The 22,305-nt window shown below is 64.3% G+C and carries 16 protein-coding genes; 12 read left to right on the top strand and 4 right to left on the bottom strand.

What is annotated here, in order from left to right; genetic code table 11:
• Positions 1–200 precede the first annotated feature (200 nt).
• Positions 201–443, bottom strand: a complete 243-nt coding sequence (locus B4U45_RS30530; RefSeq protein WP_158006378.1) for a PPE domain-containing protein — start codon at positions 441–443, stop codon at positions 201–203.
• 378 nt (positions 444–821) lie between these two features.
• Between B4U45_RS30530 and B4U45_RS21760 the strand changes: the two genes are divergently transcribed.
• The 8 genes from B4U45_RS21760 to B4U45_RS21725 are packed head-to-tail and all read left to right on the top strand — an operon-like array spanning position 822 to position 8,401.
• A complete protein-coding gene (locus B4U45_RS21760) occupies positions 822–1,913 on the top strand; it encodes a homogentisate 1,2-dioxygenase (protein WP_075548852.1) in 1,092 nt (363 codons plus the stop codon).
• Between the two features lie 8 nt (positions 1,914–1,921).
• Complete coding sequence (locus B4U45_RS21755; protein WP_075548918.1) at positions 1,922–3,103, top strand: alpha/beta hydrolase; 1,182 nt, start codon at positions 1,922–1,924, stop codon at positions 3,101–3,103.
• On the top strand, positions 3,100–4,341 hold the full coding sequence (locus B4U45_RS21750) for a CaiB/BaiF CoA transferase family protein (protein WP_075548853.1): 1,242 nt from the start codon (positions 3,100–3,102) through the stop codon (positions 4,339–4,341). The genes B4U45_RS21755 and B4U45_RS21750 overlap by 4 nt, the downstream gene beginning before the upstream one ends.
• A complete protein-coding gene (locus B4U45_RS21745) occupies positions 4,338–5,234 on the top strand; it encodes a hydroxymethylglutaryl-CoA lyase (protein WP_075548854.1) in 897 nt (298 codons plus the stop codon). The genes B4U45_RS21750 and B4U45_RS21745 overlap by 4 nt, the downstream gene beginning before the upstream one ends.
• Positions 5,234–5,854, top strand: a complete 621-nt coding sequence (locus tag B4U45_RS21740) for a TetR/AcrR family transcriptional regulator (protein WP_075548855.1) — start codon at positions 5,234–5,236, stop codon at positions 5,852–5,854. Before B4U45_RS21745 ends, B4U45_RS21740 begins: the two co-directional genes overlap by 1 nt.
• A gap of 11 nt (positions 5,855–5,865) precedes the next feature.
• Positions 5,866–7,104 carry an acyl-CoA dehydrogenase family protein gene (locus B4U45_RS21735; protein WP_075548856.1) on the top strand — a complete coding sequence of 413 codons (1,239 nt, stop codon included), beginning with the start codon at positions 5,866–5,868 and terminating at the stop codon, positions 7,102–7,104.
• Positions 7,101–8,066: a phosphotransferase family protein gene (locus B4U45_RS21730; protein WP_099223156.1), complete on the top strand. Its 966-nt coding sequence runs from the start codon at positions 7,101–7,103 to the stop codon at positions 8,064–8,066. Before B4U45_RS21735 ends, B4U45_RS21730 begins: the two co-directional genes overlap by 4 nt.
• Complete coding sequence (locus tag B4U45_RS21725) at positions 8,063–8,401, top strand: DUF6285 domain-containing protein (RefSeq protein ID WP_075548858.1); 339 nt, start codon at positions 8,063–8,065, stop codon at positions 8,399–8,401. Before B4U45_RS21730 ends, B4U45_RS21725 begins: the two co-directional genes overlap by 4 nt.
• A 329-nt stretch (positions 8,402–8,730) precedes the next feature.
• Here the strand turns inward: B4U45_RS21725 and B4U45_RS21720 are convergent, their stop codons facing one another.
• Positions 8,731–15,537: a PPE family protein gene (locus B4U45_RS21720; RefSeq protein ID WP_219859508.1), complete on the bottom strand. Its 6,807-nt coding sequence runs from the start codon at positions 15,535–15,537 to the stop codon at positions 8,731–8,733.
• Positions 15,538–15,572: 35 nt separating this feature from the next.
• Positions 15,573–17,552: a PPE family protein gene (locus B4U45_RS21715; RefSeq protein WP_219859507.1), complete on the bottom strand. Its 1,980-nt coding sequence runs from the start codon at positions 17,550–17,552 to the stop codon at positions 15,573–15,575.
• Positions 17,553–18,007: 455 nt separating this feature from the next.
• On the opposite strand from B4U45_RS21715, the gene B4U45_RS21710 reads away from it, so the two are divergent.
• Both B4U45_RS21710 and B4U45_RS21705 read left to right on the top strand, forming a co-directional pair.
• The gene (locus tag B4U45_RS21710) at positions 18,008–18,409 is read left to right on the top strand and encodes a nuclear transport factor 2 family protein (protein ID WP_075548919.1); all 402 of its coding nucleotides are present in this window, start codon (positions 18,008–18,010) and stop codon (positions 18,407–18,409) included.
• 123 nt (positions 18,410–18,532) lie between these two features.
• Positions 18,533–19,066, top strand: a complete 534-nt coding sequence (locus B4U45_RS21705; RefSeq protein WP_075548861.1) for a YceI family protein — start codon at positions 18,533–18,535, stop codon at positions 19,064–19,066.
• A gap of 15 nt (positions 19,067–19,081) precedes the next feature.
• On the opposite strand, the gene B4U45_RS21700 is transcribed toward B4U45_RS21705, so the two are convergent.
• A complete protein-coding gene (locus B4U45_RS21700) occupies positions 19,082–20,341 on the bottom strand; it encodes a PPE family protein (protein WP_075548862.1) in 1,260 nt (419 codons plus the stop codon).
• Between the two features lie 586 nt (positions 20,342–20,927).
• On the opposite strand from B4U45_RS21700, the gene B4U45_RS21695 reads away from it, so the two are divergent.
• Both B4U45_RS21695 and B4U45_RS21690 read left to right on the top strand, forming a co-directional pair.
• Positions 20,928–21,551: a DedA family protein gene (locus B4U45_RS21695; protein ID WP_075548863.1), complete on the top strand. Its 624-nt coding sequence runs from the start codon at positions 20,928–20,930 to the stop codon at positions 21,549–21,551.
• Positions 21,548–22,243 carry a class I SAM-dependent methyltransferase gene (locus B4U45_RS21690; RefSeq protein ID WP_075548864.1) on the top strand — a complete coding sequence of 232 codons (696 nt, stop codon included), beginning with the start codon at positions 21,548–21,550 and terminating at the stop codon, positions 22,241–22,243. The genes B4U45_RS21695 and B4U45_RS21690 overlap by 4 nt, the downstream gene beginning before the upstream one ends.
• Positions 22,244–22,305: the final 62 nt, after the last annotated feature.

The following is a 22,305-nucleotide window of genomic DNA, read 5'->3' as shown; positions in this document are numbered from 1 at the left end:
CGAAATCGCCGGCTATCGATTTGGCCGCGCCGTAATAGGCATACGCGTGGAAGAAGCTCAGGAACGTGAGCAGTCCGGTGTCGGCGACAATCGGATAGCCCACCGCGTTAATGATTCCCGCAGGGTCGCCGTGGAGCGCTTTCCCAATTCCGTCGAGGAAGAGATTGACGTCATAGGACGGAGAGAAATGAGGATGGCGCTCAAGGTGTCTGCGGTCGGAAGCAGAGTCGCGTAAGCCGACGAGGTCGCGCTCGTGACGGCGTTGGTGAGGTTGGTGTTCCCGGTCTGCAGACCCTCGATGATGCCGTCGATCGAGGGTGCCACGCCGACCCCGCTACCGCCGAAATCACCGACGACACTGCGGTTGCGCTAGTGGCCAGATCCTCGCTCAGCGCCGCCCACGCCGTCGCCGCGGCCAGCAGGGGGCCCCGGTGCGGGGCCACAGAGAATCCGGGCAGAGTTCACCTCCGGCGCCAACATCGAGAATTCCATCACACCCACCTGACCGTCAGAACGTCAACACCCGTGGACAACTTCGGGTACCGTAGCCGATGTTGTCATCGCGAGTTGCCGTTTTAGCCAACCTTGGTTGACATCAATCGGAGTTGAAGCCAGCTCGGGTCAACGGTGTTGGACAACAGGCGTCGGGTCATGGCGCCGGCCGATTATTCGGCCGGTCGAGATGGTGGCCCGCCCCGGCGCGGAGCCGGCCCGCGGACTGTTCGGTGCCAGGCCCTTGCATCCGCCGAAAAGAAAAGTAATATCACTTTCAGTTTTATGTTGAACTTCACCTGACTTGCCCGACCCCCGGGAGCCGACGTATGGAATCCTTCGTCCACCTGCGTAAGGGCCGGACACCGCGGCGCCTGCATGCCGATCTCGACGGGCTCAAGGACGACGAGCTGGGCCGCGGCGGCTTCACCGGGCGAACCGCCAACATCTACCGCCGCCACGACCCCACCGGGTACCGGGCGGTCGGCCCACTGCGGCCGGTGGACGTGCTGGCTCACGAGCTCAACCCCGATGACGCCACCGATGCCGACGGCGGACCGCTACCGATGTTCCACAACGCCGACTGCCGGATTCTGCTGAGCCGCCGCCAGCAGCCCATGCCGTTCTACAGTCGCCACGTCGACGGCGACTTGCTGTGCTTCGTCCACCGGGGCAGCGGCATGGCCGAAACCGAGTTCGGCCCGTTGCGTTACCGGGAGGGGGACTGGGTCTATATCCCCAAGGCCTGCACCTGGCGCCAGCTACCGGACAGCGAAACAACCCTGCTGATGGTCGAGGCCACCGACGAGTTTCGGGTGCCACCGCCCGGCGCGCTGGGCCGGCACTTCCCGTTCGACCCGTCGCAGGTCACCATCCCGGAGCCGGTACCGATCGACGACGACGCCCGTGACGAGTACGAGGTACGGCTGATCCACCGGGGCGGCCCGACAAGCCTGTACTACCAACACAATCCGATCGACGTCGAAGGCTGGCGCGGCGACAACTTTCCGTTCACCTTCAACATCGCCGACTACAACGTGATCACCTCCGACAGCGTCCACCTGCCGCCGACAGTGCACCTGTTCATGCAGGCCACCGGGGTCTACGTGATGAACTTTCTGCCCAAACCCGCCGAGGGCGTCCCCGGCACCGAGCGCACACCCTGGTATCACCGTAATGTCGACTACGACGAGATCGCCTTCTTCCACGGCGGTTCGCTCTACGGCATTCCGATGCCGTCGGGGCTGATCTCCCATGCGCCCCAAGGGGTTCACCACGGCGCACCCGAAAAGGCACGGGACCGGGCGCGCCGCAAGTTCGACGAATATTCGACGGTCGACTGGCAGGTGATCGCCATCGATACCCGCCGGCGACTCGCCCCCTCAGACGCGGTGCTGGCTCACGACCTCGGACAGCACTGACCATGACGATGACGACCCGTCACGAATACGACAGAGTCCCCTACCTCGTTGCCTTCCAGAACAATTCCGGTGTCCGCGACATCTATGGCGGGCTCGCCGAGATCACCGTGTTGGAGAGCTACCTGCTGCGGCCCACGGATAAGCCGTCGGATACCGTGCTGGTGTTCATGCACCCCATCGGCGGCGGCGCCTATCTGCCGATGATCAACGCGCTGGCCCGAGCCGGCCACCATGTCATCTACTGCAACAGCCGGTTCCGCGGCACCGACTCGGCGCTGCTGATGGAGAAGGTGGTCGAGGACCTGGGCGAGTGCATCAAGGACGCAAAAACGCGGCTGGGCTACACCAAGGTAGTGCTGGCTGGGTGGAGCGGCGGCGGTTCGCTGTCGATGTTCTACCAGCAGCAGGCTCAGCACCCGACCGTCACGTCCAGCCCGTCCGGCGACGGGCCTGACCTGACCCGGCTCGGGCTTGCCGCCGCCGACGGCATCATGCTGCTGGCCGCGCACATCAGCCGCCATGGCACGCTCACCGAATGGCTCGACGCGTCGATCCTCGACGAAACCGACCCCACCAAGCGCGATCCCGAACTGGACCTGTACCACCCGGATAACCCCAACCAGCCGCCCTACAGCCAGGAATTCCTGGCGCGATACCGGCAGGCTCAGATCGATCGCAACCGTCGTATCACTGCGTGGGTCAAGGACACGCTGGCCGAACTGGCGGCCCGGGGCCGTCCTCATGATGAGGTGTGCTTCGTCGTTCACGGCACCATGGCCGACCCGAGGTGGCTGGATCCGACCGTCGATCCCAACGAACGAACGCCGGGCACCTGCTATCTGGGTGATCCGCAGGTGGTGAACATGAGCCCGGTCGGGTTGGCCCGGTTCTGCTCGTTACGCAGCTGGCTGTCGCAGTGGAGTTACGACGATGCCCGCGGCGACGGCGTGGCATGCGCGCATGATCTCACCGTTCCCGCGCTGGTGATCGGTAACCTTGCAGACGATGCCTGCACGCCCAGCCATACCCGGCGGCTCTTCGAAGCGATCGGGTACCCCGACAAGGAGATGTACGAAATCCCCGGCGCTACACACTATTACGCGGGTCCCGAGCAACGCGACAAACTGGCACAGGCCGTCGACATCGTGACCGACTGGCTGATCCGCCACGACTTCGCGAGCACCGCATGACCGAGCCGACCGGGAGTGCGGCACACTGCGAGTCGACCCCAACCGGACCGCTGGACGGCATCCGGGTACTCGAGCTCGGCACCTTGATCGCCGGCCCCTTCGCCGGCCGGCTGCTCGGCGACATGGGCGCCGACGTCATCAAGGTGGAGCCGCCGGGCGCCCCGGATCCGTTACGCACCTGGGGCCAGGCCGAACTCAACGGGCACCGCGTCTTCTGGACCGTGCACGCCCGCAACAAACGCGCCATCACCCTCGACCTGCGACGCCCGCGCGGCCGGGAGCTCTTTCTCCAGCTGGTCGAGAAATCCGACATCGTCGTGGAGAACTTCCGCCCCGGCACGCTGGAGAAGTGGCATCTGGGATACGACGTGCTCAGCGCCCGCAACCCCGGCATCATCCTGGTCCGGGTGTCGGGTTATGGACAAACCGGGCCCGACGCACACAAAGCGGGTTACGCCTCGGTGGCCGAGGCGGCCAGCGGGCTGCGCCATCTCAACGGCTTCCCCGGCGGACCGCCGCCCCGGCTCGCGCTGTCGCTGGGCGACACCCTGGCCGGCATGTTCGGCGCCCAGGGCGCGTTGGCCGCGCTGTATCGCCGCGGCGTCACCGGCAAGGGCCAGGTGGTCGATGTCGCCCTCACCGAATCCTGTTTGGCGGTCCAGGAATCCACGATTCCGGATTACGACGTCGGCGGGGTGGTCCGCGGGCCGTCCGGAACCAGGCTGGAAGGCATTGCGCCGTCCAACATCTACCGCAGCGCCGACGGCTCCTGGGTGGTGATCGCCGCGAACCAGGACACCGTGTTCGCCCGCCTGTGCACAGCAATGGGGCGTTCGGAACTGGTCACCGATGACCGGTTTGCCACGCACGGGGCACGCGGCCGCAACCAGGACGAGCTCGATACGATCATCGGCTCCTGGGCCGCCGAACGTCAGCCGGGCGAGATCATCGAAACACTGTCCGCCGCAGGAGTGATCGCCGGACCGATCAATACCGTCGCGGAGGTGGTCGACGATCCACAGCTGCGGGCACGCGGCATGCTGGTCGAGCATTATGACGAACGAATCGAGCGGCCCGTCCTGGGACCGGGGATCGTGCCGGTGCTCTCCGAATCACCGGGCACCGTGCGCACCGCAGGTCCCGCCCACCCCGGTCAGCACAACGACGACGTCTATATCGGACTACTGGGCAACAGCGCTCAGGACCTCGACGAGTTGCGTGCCGAAGGAGTGTTATGAATTCCCGGATAACCATTCGTGAGGTGTCGCTGCGCGACGGACTGCAGATCGAGAGGCCAATCCCGTTGTCGGCCAAGCTGGAGTTGCTGGCCTCGGTGGCCGCCACGGGTGTGCGTGAGGTGGAGGCGACGGCGTTTGTGTCACCGTCCAAGGTTCCGGCGATGGCTGATGCCGCCGAACTCGCGGCCGAATTACCCAACTACCCCGACATCGAGTTCTCCGCACTGGTGGCCAGTCCCAACGGCGCCAAGCGGGCGATCGCGGCCGGCCTGCGCGCGATCGAATACGTGGTGGCGGCCAGCGACTCGTTCAGCAAGGCCAACGTCGGTCGCAGCAGCGCCGAGGCGACCGTCCACATCGGCGAAATCCTTGCCATCGCCCGGAGCAGCGAGGTGACCGTCGAGGTCATCGTCGCCACCGCATGGGATTGTCCGTTCGACGGGCCCACCCCGCCGCAGCGGGTCCTCGACATCGCTGCCGTCGCCCGCGATCTGGGTGTGGACCGGTTCTCGATCGCCGACACCATCGGCACCGCTACGCCGGGTCGAGTAAGTTCGCTGATCGCACAACTACGTCCGGTGATCGGTGACATTCCGCTGGGTGGTCACTTCCACAACACCCGGGGCGCGGGGCTGGCCAGTGCCTATGCGGCGGTGTGCGCGGGTGTTACCCGGCTGGACGCCTCGGTCGGCGGACTGGGTGGCTGTCCGTTTGCACCGGGCGCCACCGGCAATATCGCCACCGAGGATCTGGTGTATCTGCTGGCCGACAGCGGCTTCGATGTCGACGTCGACTTGCCGGCCGCCATCGCGGCGGCTGAGGTTGCGAAATCGGTTGTCGGCCATGAATTGCCGGGCGCGCTGCTACGCGCCGGCGACCGGATCCGGAACTGATGCCCGCCGGCACACTCACCTCCAAGGGCCGCCAGACTCGGCAGGCCATCGAACAGTCCGCGCGAAAGCTGTTTGCCGAGCGCGGATTTCACGGGGTGACCCTGGCCGATATCACAGCGGCCGCGGGCAAGTCGCCCGCGGTGTTCTACCGGTACTTCTCCGACAAAGAGGATTTGCTGGCCGCCCTCGCGGAATCGTTTCTGCACGACGTCGTCGCGCCGTCCGGGCTGAGCGTGCAGTTGCCGGATACCCCCGAGGACGACACGTTCTTCACCTCGGTGGTCACCGGTTACTGGAACATCTTCAAACAGAACATCGGCATCATGATCGCTGTTGCTCAACTGGCAGCCACCCAGCGGCGTTTCGCCGCCGTGCAGAACGAATTCCGGCGTTTCGGAATGAACATCGTGGCCGCCTCGGTCCGCCGCGCTCAAGAGCAGGGCTACGGCACCGAGCTCCATCCGGAGCACACGGCGGCCGCGATCGCCCTGTTGTTCGAGAACTTCACCACCGTGTTCGTGGGCCGCTCGGGCCCGGAGAATCTGCGTCTGGACATCAGCGACGAGGATGCGATCAAAACCTTGTCAACGATCTGGAAGAAAACCCTGTACGGCGCTTAAGGAGATTGGTCGTGGATTTCATTTTGCCAGAACATCTTCCCGGTCTGCTCGCCGAGATCGACGAGTTCATCGAATCCCAGATCAAACCGCTGGAACGCGATCACATCCAGTACTTCGACCATCGCCGTGAGCATGCCCGCACCGATTGGGACAACGACGGCATCCCCCGGCGAGAATGGGAGGACCTGCTCACCGAGATGCGCAGCCGCGCCGACCGGGCGGGCTGGCTACGCTACGGCCTGCCGTCGCGGTTCGGTGGCCGCGACGGAACCAACGTCGATATGGCAGTCATCCGCGAACACTTGGCGCACAAAGGGCTTGGGCTGCACAACGACTTGCAAAACGAATCCTCCATCGTCGGCAACTTCCCGCAAGTCATCATGATGGACCGGTTCGGCACCGAAGCGCAGCAGAAGGAGTGGACCGAGGCGCTCATCACCGGCGAGCGGTCGATGGCGTTCGGCCTGACCGAGCCCGATCACGGGTCGGATGCCACCTGGCTCGAGACCCGTGCCGAGCGCGCCGGCAACGGCTGGGTGATCAACGGCGCCAAGCGATTCAACACCGGCGTGCACCGCGCCACCCACGACCTGGTGTTCGCCCGAACCTCGGGCGACCCCGGCCAGGCCCACGGCATCACCGCGTTTCTTGTCCCCACCGACGCTCCCGGCTTCACCGTTCCGTACTACTGGTGGACCCTCAACATGCCCACCGACCACGGCGAGGTGGTCTTGGACGGCGTCCGGGTGCCCGATGACGCGGTGCTCGGCGAGGTCGACCGCGGCCTTGAGGTGGGCCAGACTTTTTTGCACGAGAACCGTATTCGTCAGGCGGCCAGCAGTCTGGGCGCCGCCCAGTACTGCATTGACCGGGCCGTCGACTACGCGAACGAACGCAGGGTATTCGGTAAGCCGCTATCGGTGAACCAGGCCGTCCAATGGCCGCTGGTCGAGCTGCAGACCGAGGCCCAGATGGTGCGGCTGCTGGTGTATTACGCCGCCTGGCATCTGGATCGCAATCACCACACGGAAGTTTCGGACAAGGTCTCGATGGCCAACTACCGCGCCAACCGGTTGGTGTGTGAGGCCGCGGATCGTGCCATGCAAGTGTTCGGCGGAGTGGGATATAGCCGTCACGAGCCCTTCGAGCACATTTACCGCCACCACCGCCGCTATCGGATCACCGAGGGCGCGGAGGAGATTCAGATCCGCCGGGTTGCGCAGCGGCTGTTCAAGTTCGGCAAGAAGTGACTCTGCTGGAGGACTTGGCCGCGCTGCTGGGTCCGTTGCTGGGCGCCGAAGTGGCGGTCGACAACCTGCGAGTGCTCACCGGCGGCGCCAGCAGGACCACGTGGGCGTTCGACGCCATCGTGGACGCCGAGCGTCGACCGCTGATTCTGCGCATCGGCCCGCCCGACGATGTGCACGCCGGTATGGAACTCGAAGCCCGCGTCCAGGCCGCCGCGGCAGCCGCGGGCGCGCCGGTGCCGCGTATTCTGATCGCCAACGATTCGCCTGCGGCACTGGGCAATCCGTTCCTGATCTGCGAAGAGGTCAAAGGGGAAACGATCGTCCGGCGTATCCAGCGCCAGCTCGACGCGACCGGGCGGCAACGGTTGTTGGGCCAGTGCGCACACGCGTTGGCCGCGATTCACCGGGCCGACTCGAACGACCCCGGGCTTGTCCGCGAGGATGCACTTGCGCAATGGCGGGATCGGCTCGACGTCATGGGCGACACCACCGCCACCTTCGAATGGGCCTTCCGCTGGCTTGCGGCGCATCGGCCACCGCCCTCGGCAGCGGTTCTGGTGCACGGCGACTTCCGGATGGGCAACCTCATGGTCGACGGGTCCGACCTAGCGGCCGTTCTGGATTGGGAACTGGTGCATGTCGGGGAGGCGTATGAGGACTTGGCCTGGTTTTGCGTGCGGGCCTGGCGGTTCGGAGCTCCGGCCAACCTAGGCGCCGGCGGATTGGGCGGCATCGACGACCTCTTACGCGCATACCAGGAGGCCGGCGGGGCAGCCGTCGACCCGGTGACATTTCGTTGGTGGTTGGTACTGGCCACACTGCGTTGGGGTGTCATCTGTCGGTACCAGGCGGAGCGGCACTTGAGTGGTCAGTCCCGGTCGGTCGAGTTGGCGACCATTGGGCGCCGGGTCTGCGAGAACGAATGGGATCTGCTCGAACTGCTCGAGGGACGTGGACGATGACCGGGCTCTACGGCCGTCCGACCGCAGCTGAACTCGTCGCCGCCGTCGCCGAATTCCTCGAAGGCGACGTACGGTCGGCGACAGGCGGACAGGTCAACTTCCATGCGCGGGTGGCGGCCAACGCCCTGCGCATCGTTGAGCGAGAATTGTTGATTCCCAGCGACGTTGACGTCCGAGAGGCGCTGGTCGGCCTCGGCTTCGCTGACGAGGCCGACCTCGCCGCTTCGATCAGAGCCGGTGAGCTGGACGGCCGCGACGACGACGTCGTTGCCTGTCTGCGCATCCTGGTGCGGCATCGCCTTGCGGTCTCTCATCCCGGATACGACAGCGAATAGGCGGTTTGACGCTGCGGATTCGGCTGTCACCGGAGCGCTGGATCACGGCAATCACGTCTTTCTCATTGGTCCGTGACCGAGCAGGTACCCGGTTTGCCCACCTTCGAGCGACACCTCAGCGAAAAACCCTTGCGCGCCAGCATTTATCGCACAACGGGGAGGACTCGGGCGACTCGACTGACTGACATGACCGGCCCGGTCACCTCGACGGCCGACGGGACTACATCCTGCCCAACGGGCCGTTGATGTCGCGGTGCGGCCGCCGCGCTGCACCCGGCTGGTGGGCGTGGCCGGCGTGCACCCTACCCGGCGTGGGCAGGTTGAGATGGCTAGGAGAACAATCCGCGCAAGGCTCCCAGTAACAATGCAAATAACGGCGGCTGGATGTCCACGATGTTGTCGCCGGGACCTGCGATCGCCGATGCGCCGTCTGCCCTGGCGATTGCGAGGTCGTTGTTGCCGTTGAATGCTCGAGCCTGGGCGTTGTTGGCGACGACGATCGCGAGGTCGAGATTGCCTTCGTCGCCTGCTTCACCGCCCGCGAAGGCAGTGCTGTCATTGCCTACGACGACCGCCGCGTTGAAGTGGCCTCTTTGCGCGTGAACGTCGCTGTTGTTGCCGCCGACGACCACAGCGGCGTTAGCGAAGTTGCCGGCTACGGCGTCGACTGCGACCCCGTCGTTACCCGAGCCCACGACGGTAGCAGCGGTGACGAAGTCGTTGTCGCCGACAGCGCTGGCAGCAACCCCACCATTGTTGGCGCCCACCACGGTGGCCGCGGTGGCGATGTTGACGCTGCCATCCGCACTGGCCGCCACCCCATTGTTGGCATTGCCCACCACCGTGGCCGCTGTCGCAATGTTGGTATCCCCGACCGCAGTTGCCGAAATCGCTTGATTACCATCAAAAACCGCGGTCGCCGCCGTCACCACATTGATGTTCCCCTCGGCATCGGCGGTCACCCCACTATTGCCATCACCGACCGCCGTGGCCGCCGTCGCCACATTCACACTGCCATCCGCAGTCGCCGCCACCCCACTATTGCCATCCCCGACGGTCGTGGCCGCCGTCGCCACATTCGTGTCACCGACCGACCCCGCCGCAACCCCACCATTGTTCGCGCCCACCACCGTGGCCGCCGACGCGATGTTGACGCTGCCATCCGCACTGGCGGCCACCCCATTGTTGGCGTTGCCGACGACAGTGGCTGCGGTAGCCACGTTGGTGCCACCGTCAGCAGTTGCCGAAATCGCTTGATTACCATCAAAAACCGCGGTCGCCGCCGTCACCACATTGACATTCCCCTCGGCATCGGCGGTCACCCCACTATTGCCATCACCGACCACCGTGGCCGCCGTGGCCACATTCACACTGCCATCCGCAGTCGCCGCCACCCCACTGTTGCCATCCCCGACCACCGTGGCCGCCGTCGCCACATTCGTGTCACCGATTGCGACCGCGCTGGCCGCATCAACCACATTGTCATTGCCCACCACCGTGGCCGCCGTCGCAATATTGCGCACCCCCTGCGCGCTGGCCAACACCGCAGCATTGCGATCGCCCACCACCGTCGCCGCCGTCGCCACATTGGTATCCCCGACAGCGCTGGCCGCAACCCCACCATTGTTCGCGCCCACCACCGTGGCCGCGGTCGCAACGTTGACGCTGCCATCCGCACTGGCGGCCACCCCATTGTTGGCGTTGCCGACGACAGTGGCTGCGGTAGCCACGTTGGTGCCACCGTCAGCAGTTGCCGAAATCGCTTGATTACCATCAAAAACCGCGGTCGCCGCCGTCACCACATTGACGTTCCCCTCGGCATCGGCGGTCACTCCCCTATTGCCATCACCGACCACCGTGGCCGCCGTGGCCACATTCACCCTGCCATCCGCAGTCGCCGCCACCCCACTGTTGCCATCACCGACCACCGTGGCCGCCGTCGCCACATTGGTCTCCCCCACTGCGACCGCGCTGGCCGCATCAACCACATTGTCATTGCCCACCACCGTGGCCGCCGACGCAATATTGCGCACCCCCTGCGCGCTGGCCAACACCCCAGCATTGCGATCGCCCACCACCGTCGCCGCCGTCGCAATGTTGGTATCCCCAACAGCGCTGGCCGCAACCCCACCATTGTTCGCGCCCACCACCGTGGCCGCCGACGCGATGTTGACACTGCCATCCGCACTGGCGGCCACCCCATTGTTGGCGTTGCCGACGACAGTGGCTGCGGTAGCCACGTTGGTGCCACCGACAGCAGTTGCCGAAATCGCTTGATTACCATCAAAAACCGCGGTCGCCGCCGTCACCACATTGACATTCCCCTCGGCATCGGCGGTCACTCCACTATTGCCATCACCGACCACCGTGGCCGCCGTGGCCACATTCACCCTGCCATCCGCAGTCGCCGCCACCCCACTGTTGCCATCACCGACCACCGTGGCCGCCGTCGCCACATTGGTCTCCCCCACTGCGACCGCGCTGGCCGCATCAACCACATTGTCATTGCCCACCACCGTGGCCGCCGACGCAATATTGCGCACCCCCTGCGCGCTGGCCAACACCCCAGCATTGCGATCGCCCACCACCGTCGCCGCCGTCGCCACATTGGTATCCCCAACAGCACTGGCCGCAACCCCACCATTGTTCGCGCCCACCACCGTGGCCGCCGACGCGATGTTGACACTGCCATCCGCACTGGCGGCCACCCCATTGTTGGCGTTGCCGACGACAGTGGCTGCGGTAGCCACGTTGGTGCCACCGACAGCAGTTGCCGAAATCGCTTGATTACCATCAAAAACCGCGGTCGCCGCCGTCACCACATTGACATTCCCCTCGGCATCGGCGGTCACCCCACTATTGCCATCACCGACCACCGTGGCCGCCGTCGCCACATTCGTGTCACCGATTGCGACCGCGCTGGCCGCATCAACCACATTGTCATTGCCCACCACCGTGGCCGCCGTCGCAATATTGCGCACCCCCTGCGCGCTGGCCAACACCCCAGCATTGCGATCGCCCACCACCGTCGCCGCCGTCGCCACATTGGTATCACCGGTCGCCTCCGCCAGGATCGCACCGGTGTTGTTATCGCCCACTACCGTGGCCGCCGTCGCGACGTTGGTCGCCCCGTCGGCGGCTGCCGTAATCCCACTATTGGTGTTGCCGACAACAGTGGCTGCGGTAGCAACGTTGGTATCACCGGTGGCAGAAGCCGTAATCGCCTGATTGCCGTCAAAAACCGCGGTGGCAGCGGTTGCGATATTCAGTCTGCCGTCGGCGTTGGCTGCGACTCCGCTGTTGGCATCACCCACGGCGGTGCCCAGGGTAGCGATATTCGTGCTGCCGACAGCGTCAGCTGCCACCGCATTGTTATCACCGACGACCGTGGCTAGCGTGGCGATATTGATGTCGCCATTGGAGGTGGCGGCGGCGCCGGTGTTGGCGTTGCCGACGACAGTGGCGAGCGTGGCATAATTGGCAGTGTCGTTGGAGCTGGCCAGAACTCCGCTGTTGTGGTCGCCGACCACGGTCGCAAGAGTCGCGATATTGGCCGCGCCATTGGCCTCGGCTGTCAGCGCGTTACTGTTGCCAACCGCGGTACCGAAAGTGGCGATGTTGCCTGTGCCGTCGGTCTTGGCCTCGACTGCGGTGTTGTCATTGCCGACTGCGGTGGCGGCCGTGGCGTAATTGACCGTGCCGTTCGCACTCGCCAGGACGCCGCTGTTGTGGTCGCCGACGACTGTCGCAAGAGTCGATATGTTGCCATCACCGACAGCCTCGGCGGTGAGCGCGTTGTCGTCGCCGACCACGGTCGCGAAGGTGGCGATATTGCCCCGGTCGCTGGCGCTGGCCAGGACCGCACCGTTGTCATTACCGATTGCGGTAGCGAAAGTGACGATGTTGTTGTCTCCCATGGCTTTAGCGGTCACCCCATTGCTGTCGCCGAAGGCGCTGGCAAATGTGGCGATATTGCCCCCGCCGTTGGCGCTGGCTTCGACGCCGTTGCTGGCGGTACCAAAGAGCGTGGCGGCGGTGCCGACGGTCGCGATATTGCCCCGGCCGTTGGCGTTCGCTGCGACCGAATTGTCACCATTGCCAAAGATAGTGAGGGAGTTGGCCATCGTGGCGATATTGGCATCGCCACTCGCCGTGGCTTGCACCCCATCGTTGCCGTTGCCGAAAACCCCTGCGAGAGTGGCGATGTTGTTGTTCCCAGTGGCGCCGGCTTCCACCTGTTGGTTGCCGCTGCCGACGACGGTGGCGAAGGTGGCGATGTTACCTCCGCCGCTGGCATTGGCTTGGACGCCGTTGTTGGCGTTGCCGACGAAGCTGGCGTTGGTGGCGAACGTGGCGATGTTGCCGGTGCCGTCTGCGCTCGCTTGGATCGCGTTGTTGGCGTTGCCGACGAAGCTGGCGTTGGTGGCAAAAGTCGCGATATTGCCGGTGCCGGTGGCGCTGGACGCCACTGCTGTGTTGGCATTGCCAAAGACGGTGGCAAAGGTCGCGATGTTGCCCTGTCCGTCGGTGCTGGCGGTGACCCCGTCATTGGCGTTACCGAAAGCCGTTGCAAACGTAGCGATATTACCGGTACCACTGGCACTGGCTTCCAGGTTTTGGTTGCCGTTGCCGATAATGTTGATGTCGGTGGCAAAGGTCGCGATGTTGAGGTCGCCAGCAGCCTTTGCCTTGACGCCGTCGTTTCCGAGGCTTATCAGGCCCGTCGTGGTGGCGAAGGTAGCAATGTTGTTGTGGCCGAAGGCTTCTGCGGTGGTGTCGCTATTGGCGTTGCCCGCGACGGTGGCAAAGGTGGCGATATTGGTATCACCGCTCGCGCTGGCGGCCACCTCATGATTGCCGTTGAACATGGCAGTGCTCAAGGTGGCGATATTGAGATGGCCTGCGGTGTCGGCGGCAACGTCATGGTTGCCGTTGCCGACCGCGCTGGCGAAGGTAGCGATGTTGGTGTCGCCGTTGGCGCTCGCGCCGACCTCGTTCCCGCCGCCGACTGCAGTGCCGAAGGTGGCGATGTTCAGGCGGCCAACGGCATCGGCACCAGCCCCATGGTTACCGTTGCCGACGACGGTCGCGAAGGTGGCGATGTTGGTATCGCCATCGGTGCTGGCTGCGACGCCGCTGTTGGCGTTGCCGATGACGTTGCTGAACGTGGCGATGTTGGTATTGCCGACGGCGTCGGCTGCCACCACGTTGTTGTCGGCGCCGATAGCATTGGCCATCGTGGCGATGTTGAGGTTGCCATCAGCACCGGCCAACACCCCACCGTTGTTGTCGCCGAGCACGGTAGCGACGGTGGCGATATTGGTCTGGCCGGCGACGCTGGCTTGAACACCGCTGTTGTTATTTCCCAACACGGTGGCAATGGTTCCGACGTTGACGTTCGCGACTGCACCACTTCCGTTGGCACCGGCGGTAACCATGCCGTTGTTGCTACCGAGCACAGTGGCGAAGGTGCCGATGTTGGTGTTCGCGACTGCGTCATTTCCATTGGCACCCACGGTAACTGTGCTGTTGTGGTTCCCGACGACGGTGGCAAAGTTGGCGATGTTCGTTCGGGCTACGGAGCCCGTGCCGTTGGCGCCGACCCCGACCGGGCTGTTGTAATTGCCGAGCACTGTTGCCGCGTTGAAGTACCCGCCGCCGGCGTGGGCTGCGTTGTTGTCCCCGAAAACCCAAGCGCCGTTGCCTATGCCGTCAACCGCACCGGCCTGATTGTTGTTACCCAGAATCCCGACGAAATTCACAGTGCCACCGGCGCCGGTGCTATTGCCGCTACCGAGCGTAAGGGCCCCTGTGACCACGCCGACGACATCGCCTACATTGTCATTACCGAAAACCCAAGCCCGGTTACCAAATCCATCAACCACACCGACCTGATTGCCATTACCGACAAGCCCCGCGAAATTCACATAACCACCGGTACTCACACTGCTACCACTACCGAAAGCCGAAGCAGCAGTAAGCAAACCACCCACCTGCGCTACATTGTCGTTACCGAAAACCCAAGCCCGGTTACCAAAGCCATCAACCACACCGACCTGACTGCCATTACCGACAAGCCCCGCGAAATTCACATAACCACCGGTACTCACACTGCTACCACTACCGAAAGCCGAAGCAGCAGTAAGCAAACCACCCACCTGCGCTACATTGTCGTTACCGAAAACCCAAGCCCGGTTACCAAAGCCATCAACCACACCGACCTGACTGCCATTACCGACAAGCCCCGCGAAATTCACATAACCACCGGTGCTCACACTGCTACCACTACCGAAGGCCGAAGCCAGGGTAAGCAACCCACCGGCCTGTGTGCTGCTGGTGTCGCCCACGGCCAACGCCGTGTTGAGAATGCCGCTGCTGCTGGCGCCAGTGGCGCTGCCCAGGGCCCAGGCCCCGTCGAGCAACCCGGCAGCACTGGCAGAACTGTTCGGGCCGAGCGCGACCGCCAGCCCACCGAAAGTCGAGTTCGCGTGCGCTGTGCCCAACTGCACAAGTTGAAGGCCGCTGAACGACACACTGACATCCAAAGCATTGAGAGATTCAGCCTGGGCGGCCACGTTGACGGCCGCGACCGAACTGCTCGCATTCGCCTGAGGCGTTTGCAGCACTCCTTGCCACGGCATCAGCTGAGCGGCCACCGTCGAAACCCCGGCGTGGTAGCCCGACAGGGCTGCCACATCCTGGGCCCACATCTGTTCGTAGTGCGCTTCGGTGGCCGCGATCGCCGGAGCATTCAGACCAAACAAATTCGACATCGCGAGCCTGACGAGCTGAGTCCGGTTTGTCGCCACCACCGCCGGATGCACAATCGCCGCTAGCGCGTCCTCGAACACCGTCGCCGCTGCACCGGCCTGGACGGACGCACCCTGGGCCCCGGCAGCGGCGGCGTTCAGCCAGCTCGCGTATGGGGCGGCGGCACTCGCCATCGCCGCCGCCGCCCACCCCTGCCAGGAGTCGCCGACCAACGCCGAGGTCACCGACTCGAATGACGCTGCCGCCGAGGTTAATTCGTCGGCTAGCCGCTGCCACGACGCCGCCGCCTGCAGCATCGGCGCTGAGCCGGGACCAGCAAAAATCTGCGCCGAATTGATCTCCGGGGGCAAAACTGAAAAGTTCATCGCACTCTTTCCTCTCCGAGCTGGCCCACCCAACTTCAGAAGTTGCTACCAAAGAAGCCGGCCCAGCCGGTACCAATATTGAAGCCCCCGGAGTTGCTGTTACCGAAATTACCAACGCCCGAATTTAACCCGCTGACAACGTCGTTGATGTTTCCGAAGCCGGAATTATTGTCTCCAGTGTTGAAGAACCCGACATTATAAAAACCTGTGTTCCCGAAGCCTGAGTCGTTGTTGGACCCCGTGTTTCCAATTCCGGAATGCTGCGTCCCCTGATTCCCGATACCGGCATTGTTCTGGCCGGGGCCGCCTGCGACGCCCGCGTTGCCGTAGCCCGAGTTGTTATCACCGAAGTTGTTGAAACCAGAGTTGCCGGTGCCGGTATTGCCAAATCCCGAGTTGGCAACCGTCTGAATGATCGAACTGCCGAAACCGGTATTCAGCGTTCCGGAGTTCAAGGCGCCGGTATTGGTATGGCCCGAATTGCACAATCCGGTATTGACGGCGCCCGCGTTGAAGCTGCCGGTGTTCACGTCGCCTGCATTGAAGCTTCCGAAGTTGCCGTCGCCCGAGTTGTAGTCGCCCGTCCCGCCTGAGCCCGCGTTGAACCAGCCGGTGTTGTAGCTGCCCGCGTTGAAAGTGCCGGCATTGCCGGTACCAGCGTTAGCGAAGCCGGTGTCGTACGATCCGGAATTCCACAAGCCGGTGCTCGTCGCACCCGAGTTACCAAATCCGGTGCTACCCACCCCGGAGTTCCAGCCGCCCCAGTTGCCCAACCCCGAGTTCAACCAGCCCAGGTTGTTGCTGCCAGAGTTGAAGATACCGGTGTTACCGCTACCCGAATTGAACAAGCCCGCGTTCCCTGAGCCGGAATTCAGGCCGCCGAAGCCAATTTGATTGTCACCGGTGAGACCGATGCCGATATTGTTATTACCCGTATTAGCTAAGCCGATATTGAAGTTACCGGTGTTTCCGAGGCCGAGGTTGAGATTACCGCTATTTCCGCTGCCCAAATTCCCGCTGCCGTTGTTTCCACTGCCGAAGTTATTGCTGCCGGCATTGCCGAAGCCAAGGTTGCCGCTACCAATATTGCCACTGCCCAGGTTATTGCTGCCGACGTTCCCGTGCCCGAAGTTCGCGTTCCCGTTGTTGCCGCTGCCCAGGTTGTTGTTGCCGGCGTTGCCGCTGCCGAAGTTGAGGCTGCCGGCATTGCCGCTGCCAAGGTTGACGTTGCCGGTGTTGCCGCTACCCAGGTTGACGTTGCCGGTGTTGCCGCTACCCAGGTTGACGTTCCCGTTGTTGCCGCTACCCAGATTCAAATCGCCGGCATTGCCGGAGCCAAAGTTTCCATTGCCGGTATTGCCGAAACCGAGGTTGGGCAGCGAGATATTGGTGCCGGCGGCCGCACTCGACGCGGCCGAGACAGCGGCCGCCACCGGCCCTCCCCCGGAGGCCGGCATGTCCGCCGCACCCGACTGGCCCGATGCGGCGGAAATGCCTTGCAGCCCAGCACCCCACGGCGACAGCGCAGCCGCCGCGGCCGACGCGTCAGCGTGATAACTGAGCATCGCGTCCACGTCCTGTGCCCACATCTGCTCGTATTGGGCCTCGGCTGAGGCAATCGCCGGCGCGTTCAAGCCAAGCACGTTCGACGCCACCAACTGCACGAACCGATTACGGTTGATCGCCACCATCAATGGATGCACTGTGGCCGCGCGCGCCGTGTCAAACGCACTGACCACCGCACGAGCCTGAGCTGCCGCCCCCCAAGCGTGACCCGCCGCGGCACTCAACCATCGGGCGTAAGGCGCCGCTGCAGCCGCCATCGCCGCCGACGCCGGCCCCCGCCAAGAGCCGTCGACCACCCCCAACGTCCCCGACGAAAACGACGACGCCGCCCCGGCAAGTTCGCCCGCCAGCCCGTCCCAGGCCGTAGCCGCGGCCAGCATCGGTTGCGGACCGGCGCCAGCGAAAATCCGCAACGAGTTGATCTCCGGCGGCAACACCGAAAAGTTCATCACACTAGCCCTTCCGCAGCCGACCTGCCCCGACCGACGGGCCCGCGATAACGGACCAGAGCAACCGTTACACCGGCCCACCCAGGCTGTCAGCGGTTCGGGCGAATTGCTCTAGGAGGTCCTCGACCGCATCCCTGTTACGGCTGCAACGCCGGGTTCCGCCGTCGCGGCAGCGCCCTCGTTGCCGACGGGTCGGCAGCGTGACTCGGCGAATCAGGCGGACCCTACGACCCGGCGACTTCACACCGGGCCACCCACCGAGCCGGTGCGTATCGTCGAACCCGACCATGACGAACAACCGGCACCGGGCAGCCGCAGCGATGCCTCGGTCCGGGCCGGCGCACCGCGCAGCGGGCAGCGGGCAACGGGGACCTGCCTATCCCCGCCCGGCTCCCGCTGGTGCGGCATCGATTGGCCAACGCACACGCGGACGACCACGAATAGGAATCATGCTCATGTCCACTTCCACCACCGAGGCCATTGCCGAAGTGGCCGACCGGTTGTTCACTGCCGTCGAAAACGGCGACCGGGCTGCGGTTGCCCGCATGTGGAGTGACGACATCGCTGTATGGCGCGCGGGTGCTCATCGCGACGACGACAAGGCCCGCGCCCTGCGGGTGATCGATTGGTTCGTCTCGACGACCACGGAGCGTCGCTATGAGGTCCTGGACCGCCAGATTTTCGAGGGCGGGTCGGGAAAGGGATTCGTCCAACAGCACCTGCTACATGCGGCAGGCCAGACCGGGCTGTCGATCGCGCTGCGGGTTTGCATCGTGATCAAGCTGAACACCGAAGGTTTGATAAACCGGATCGACGAGTACTTCGACCCGGCCGAGCTTGCGCCCCTGTTCGGCTGAGGCCCGGCAGTGCATCGCCGGCGGCGACAAACTTGCGAGCGGTGCCTTCGCTTGCGGGTACACCACAAAGGATCAGACGACCACCGGGTGGGCTCCACGCCCGATAGACAATGAGGCAGCACGATGACGACGCTCGAAACGCTACTCAGCGATCCCGATGCCACCGGGGCATGGAATCTTGTTCCGGATCGCTCGGCGGTCACCTTCAAAATCAAGAACATGTGGGGCCTGCTCGCGGTCAAGGGCGAATTCACCAGGTTCACCGGCCACGGCAACCTGACTGACCAGGGCACGGTCTCCGGTTATCTCGAGGTCGACGTCGCCTCGCTGCGCACCGGTATCCGCCTGCGCGACAAGCACTTACTCTCGGCCGACTTCTTCGACGTCGAACGCTTCCCAGAAATCCGGGTTGTGGTGACCGCGCTGCACCCGACCAAGGGCAAACGCGCCGAACTGCAGGCCAGTCTCACCATCAAAGGCATCACAGACCCGGTAACCGTTCCGGTCACGGTCACCGAGTTCAGCGACGGCTCGGTGCGCATAGCCGGCGAAACCGAGATCGACCGATTCCAGTTCGGCTTGCGGTGGAACAAGTTCGGCATTCTGGCCGCAACAGCGACCGCCGCGGGCGAGGTCTGTTTCGTGAAGGCGCCGTAGCAGAACGAAGTCCGTTCAGCCACCACGCATTTGAATTCCCGACTCTTGCTTGACCCGAGGTCGCAGCTTGCCCTTTTCGGCTTCCGGCCGTAGCGAAACCGCCTTGTCCTCCGCCTCCGATGCCTGGTCCTGCTTGTCGGCTGACCGGTGCGACCCATCGGCGGTCCGAGACGGCCGTAGCGCCGACTCCGGAATTCCCGAACCGGTCGATTGCGCCACCCGCGCTACTGGTACCGGGGCCGCTTTCGCCGCAATTTCCGGATCCGCGTTCGGCAACACCCCCAGCTGGGGAGCCGCAGCTTCGACCTCGGCCGCCGGTGGGGCCGAGGCTTCCGGCGCCCGCGTTGGTGCGGCATTTCCGGCGCTTCCGGCACCAACGCCGATACCGGCGGACCCCGCCTGATTGCTGCCGGTGACCGGGACCGGAATCGGAACGCCCATCATCCCGGGGGTCGCGACGCCGCCGTTTGCGCTGGTAGCACCGCCACTCAGCAGACTTGCAGTGCCGACATAGCCGCTGCCGGCAATCCCTTGACCCACGTCGGCATACATCGGGTCTGACTGCGATAACCCGGCGCCGGGGGCGCCGTTGACGACGTTGTTCGTCTCCCCACCGACCGGAACGCCGCTCGCTCCGCCGGCGTCACCGCCGCCGGCAACGTTTGCGCCCTCCCCGTTGCCGCCGACATTGGCCGTAGCCGCTCCACCGCCGGCGCTTGTGCCCGCGGCACCGGCGCTGCCCATAGCCGGGAGGCCCTTCAGGATGCTCTGCCACGGCACCAACTGCGAGGCGAGCGCCGCGGCACCGGAGTAGTAGCCCGACATCGCAGATACGTCCGCAGCCCACATCTCCTCGTAAATACTCTCCGCGAACGCTATCGCCGGCGCGTTCTGGCCGAACAGATTCGACATCACCAACTGCACGAATGCGTCGCGATTGGCAGCCACGGCGCCCGGAAGCACCGTTGCCGCCTGGGCTGCCTCGAACATGCTGGCCATGGCACTGGCTTGCCCCGCGGCCCCGGCGGACTGCGCTGCGGCCGCACTCAGCCAGGCCGCGTACGGAGCTGCCGCGGCCGCCATTGCCGCCGCTGCCGGACCCTGCCAAGCCTGACTCGCCAAGGACGACGTCACCGAGGCAAAGGATTGGGCCGCGGCCCCTAATTCATCGGCGAGTCCCGCCCATGCGGTCGCTGCCTGCAACATGGGCGCTGAACCCGCGCCAATGAACATTCGTAAAGAGTTGATCTCCGGCGGCAGCACCCAAAAACTCACTGCACCAGTCCTCCAGAATCGCCTGCCGGGTTTCTACCCGATCTGCACACAGCGTAACGACAAATAGCCGCCGATTCGCCGCTTAGCCCCGCATTCATCATTTTCGCTTCCACGCCCGACTTCACGGGCGCTCCCCCACTGCGCCAAGACGCTACCCCGAACCGGGACCAGTTGGTATCAACCAGCGCGCACCAGGCCGATGTCTGCTCGTCAGGAGCAATGCCGGCGGGTTCACCGCAGCGGAACGGACGGTGAAACCGCCCGTCTCGCGGCGCTGTGTCACCCCGGTATTGACAACTATGGTTGACAGAAGCTCTAATTTACGTGCGATACGGCATTTGTTTCCATAGACATTGGTCCGCCTGGTCTCTAGATCACGTCCGTTAGCCGCCCGGACGGTCCGCAACCGGCCCAGGCGAAGGTTGTCGATGCGCATAACGGAGGCAGGTTTGCGACCATGTCCAACAACTTTGAATGTCCAATTCACCAGAGCTGGTGGACCGCAGCCTGTCGCCGTGCCGAGCGACCCGGCGCAACCGGCGGTCCGCAACGTGCGTCGTTCGTTGGCCCGACCCGGGGTTGACGGATGGAAACGTTCATCGTGTCGCACCATTCGTACTTGCTGTTGCCGCTGCTTACGGCCACCGGCATTCCCGTCCCTGAAGAAGTGGTCACCGTCGCGGCGGGCGCGTTGAGCTCACCTTCGGTCGGCCGGCTCGAACCCGGGTTGGCGATCTTGGCGTGCCTGGCCGGGGTGCTGGTCGGCGATTGCGCGCTGTATTGGATCGGCAGGGGTCTCGGTCAGACACACCTGGGGCGATATCACTGGTTTGCGCGGTTGGTCGACAGCGATCGAACAGGGCATGTCGAGCGCATCCTGCAGCAACATGGCCTGAAGGTGTTCCTCCTGGTGCGTTTCCTGCTGGGGATGCGTACTCCGGTGTATCTGGCAATCGGTGCCCTAAAGATGGACTTCCGCCGGTTCCTGGTGTGCGACGTGGTCTGCGCGACATTGGCCGTCGGCATTTTCTTCTTACTCAGCTATCTCGGCGCTGGATGGATCAGCGGACTGATTCACCGGTCGGAATGGGCGGCGACTGCGATCTTGCTGGTGACGGCTGTGACCGGCGGATTGTATTACGGCGTCTGGAAGCGTTGGCGCGTGCAATTGAGCGCGCACGGGCCCCGATTACAAGGAAAAGCACAATGACTCAACAGTCGCCTGACACCACCCTGTTTTTTCGTGAGTTCTGCGGGAAATTCGAGACAACCGGATCGGTGATGCCGAGCACCCGCTACCTGGCCCGGGCCATGACTCGCCACCTTCGGCGCCGTGGGCCGGCGCCTATTCGCGTTCTGGACTGCGGGCCAGGCACCGGCGCGTTCACTGACCGAATTGTCGACCACCTGCGCCCGGGTGACACATTGGACGTGGTGGAAATCAATGATTCCTTTGTCCGCGTGTTGCAAAGACGTTTTGCCACTGAACCACGCTGGCAGGCGGCCAGCAATTTCACCAATATCCACGAGGTACCGTTTCAGTATTTCGATGCCGCGGAGCCATACGATTTCATTATTTCGAGCCTGCCGCACAGCAACTTCCCGGCGATCACCGTGGCGGAGATCCTCCACTCCTACACCCGGTTGCTCAAGCCTGGAGGGGTACTCACCTACGTCGAATACCTGTACCTCCGGCAAATCCGCAGAACCCTGTCACGCGGGACCCAGCGCGCTCGCATCCGCAGTGTTGAGCAACTCATGCTGTCGCACATGAGCGAGCACGAGGTCGCCCACGAGAATGTTCTCCGGAACGTTCCGCCCGCCCGGGTACACCACTTGATCGCGCCGGCCGACGGCACCGGGGGAAACACGGGTCGTGACTGGAACACGCTCAGTGCGTAGGAGCTCGCTGTCCGAGCCCCGCCTCACCGCTAGGCACGCCAGTGCGCCCATCACCGAGGAGG

Origin of the sequence: Mycobacterium persicum, from assembly GCF_002086915.1 — a bacterium.
In the GTDB taxonomy this organism is placed as follows: Bacteria; Actinomycetota; Actinomycetes; order Mycobacteriales; family Mycobacteriaceae; genus Mycobacterium; species Mycobacterium persicum.
The sequence above is the reverse complement of the archived record's forward strand: the minus strand, read 5'-3'. Positions and strand labels throughout refer to the sequence as shown.

Bases quoted from the DNA above. Each gene is read 5' to 3' on its own strand.
- B4U45_RS21720 (WP_219859508.1), bottom strand. From the start codon at position 15,537: ATGAACTTTTCAGTTTTGCCCCCGGAGATCAATTCGGCGCAGATTTTT.
- B4U45_RS21745 (WP_075548854.1), top strand. From the start codon at position 4,338: ATGAATTCCCGGATAACCATTCGTGAGGTGTCGCTGCGCGACGGACTG.
- B4U45_RS21760 (WP_075548852.1), top strand. From the start codon at position 822: ATGGAATCCTTCGTCCACCTGCGTAAGGGCCGGACACCGCGGCGCCTG.
- B4U45_RS21710 (WP_075548919.1), top strand. From the start codon at position 18,008: ATGTCCACTTCCACCACCGAGGCCATTGCCGAAGTGGCCGACCGGTTG.
- B4U45_RS21705 (WP_075548861.1), top strand. From the start codon at position 18,533: ATGACGACGCTCGAAACGCTACTCAGCGATCCCGATGCCACCGGGGCA.
- B4U45_RS21755 (WP_075548918.1), top strand. From the start codon at position 1,922: ATGACGACCCGTCACGAATACGACAGAGTCCCCTACCTCGTTGCCTTC.
- B4U45_RS21740 (WP_075548855.1), top strand. From the start codon at position 5,234: ATGCCCGCCGGCACACTCACCTCCAAGGGCCGCCAGACTCGGCAGGCC.
- B4U45_RS21725 (WP_075548858.1), top strand. From the start codon at position 8,063: ATGACCGGGCTCTACGGCCGTCCGACCGCAGCTGAACTCGTCGCCGCC.
- B4U45_RS21750 (WP_075548853.1), top strand. From the start codon at position 3,100: ATGACCGAGCCGACCGGGAGTGCGGCACACTGCGAGTCGACCCCAACC.
- B4U45_RS21715 (WP_219859507.1), bottom strand. From the start codon at position 17,552: ATGAACTTTTCGGTGTTGCCGCCGGAGATCAACTCGTTGCGGATTTTC.
- B4U45_RS21695 (WP_075548863.1), top strand. From the start codon at position 20,928: ATGGAAACGTTCATCGTGTCGCACCATTCGTACTTGCTGTTGCCGCTG.
- B4U45_RS21690 (WP_075548864.1), top strand. From the start codon at position 21,548: ATGACTCAACAGTCGCCTGACACCACCCTGTTTTTTCGTGAGTTCTGC.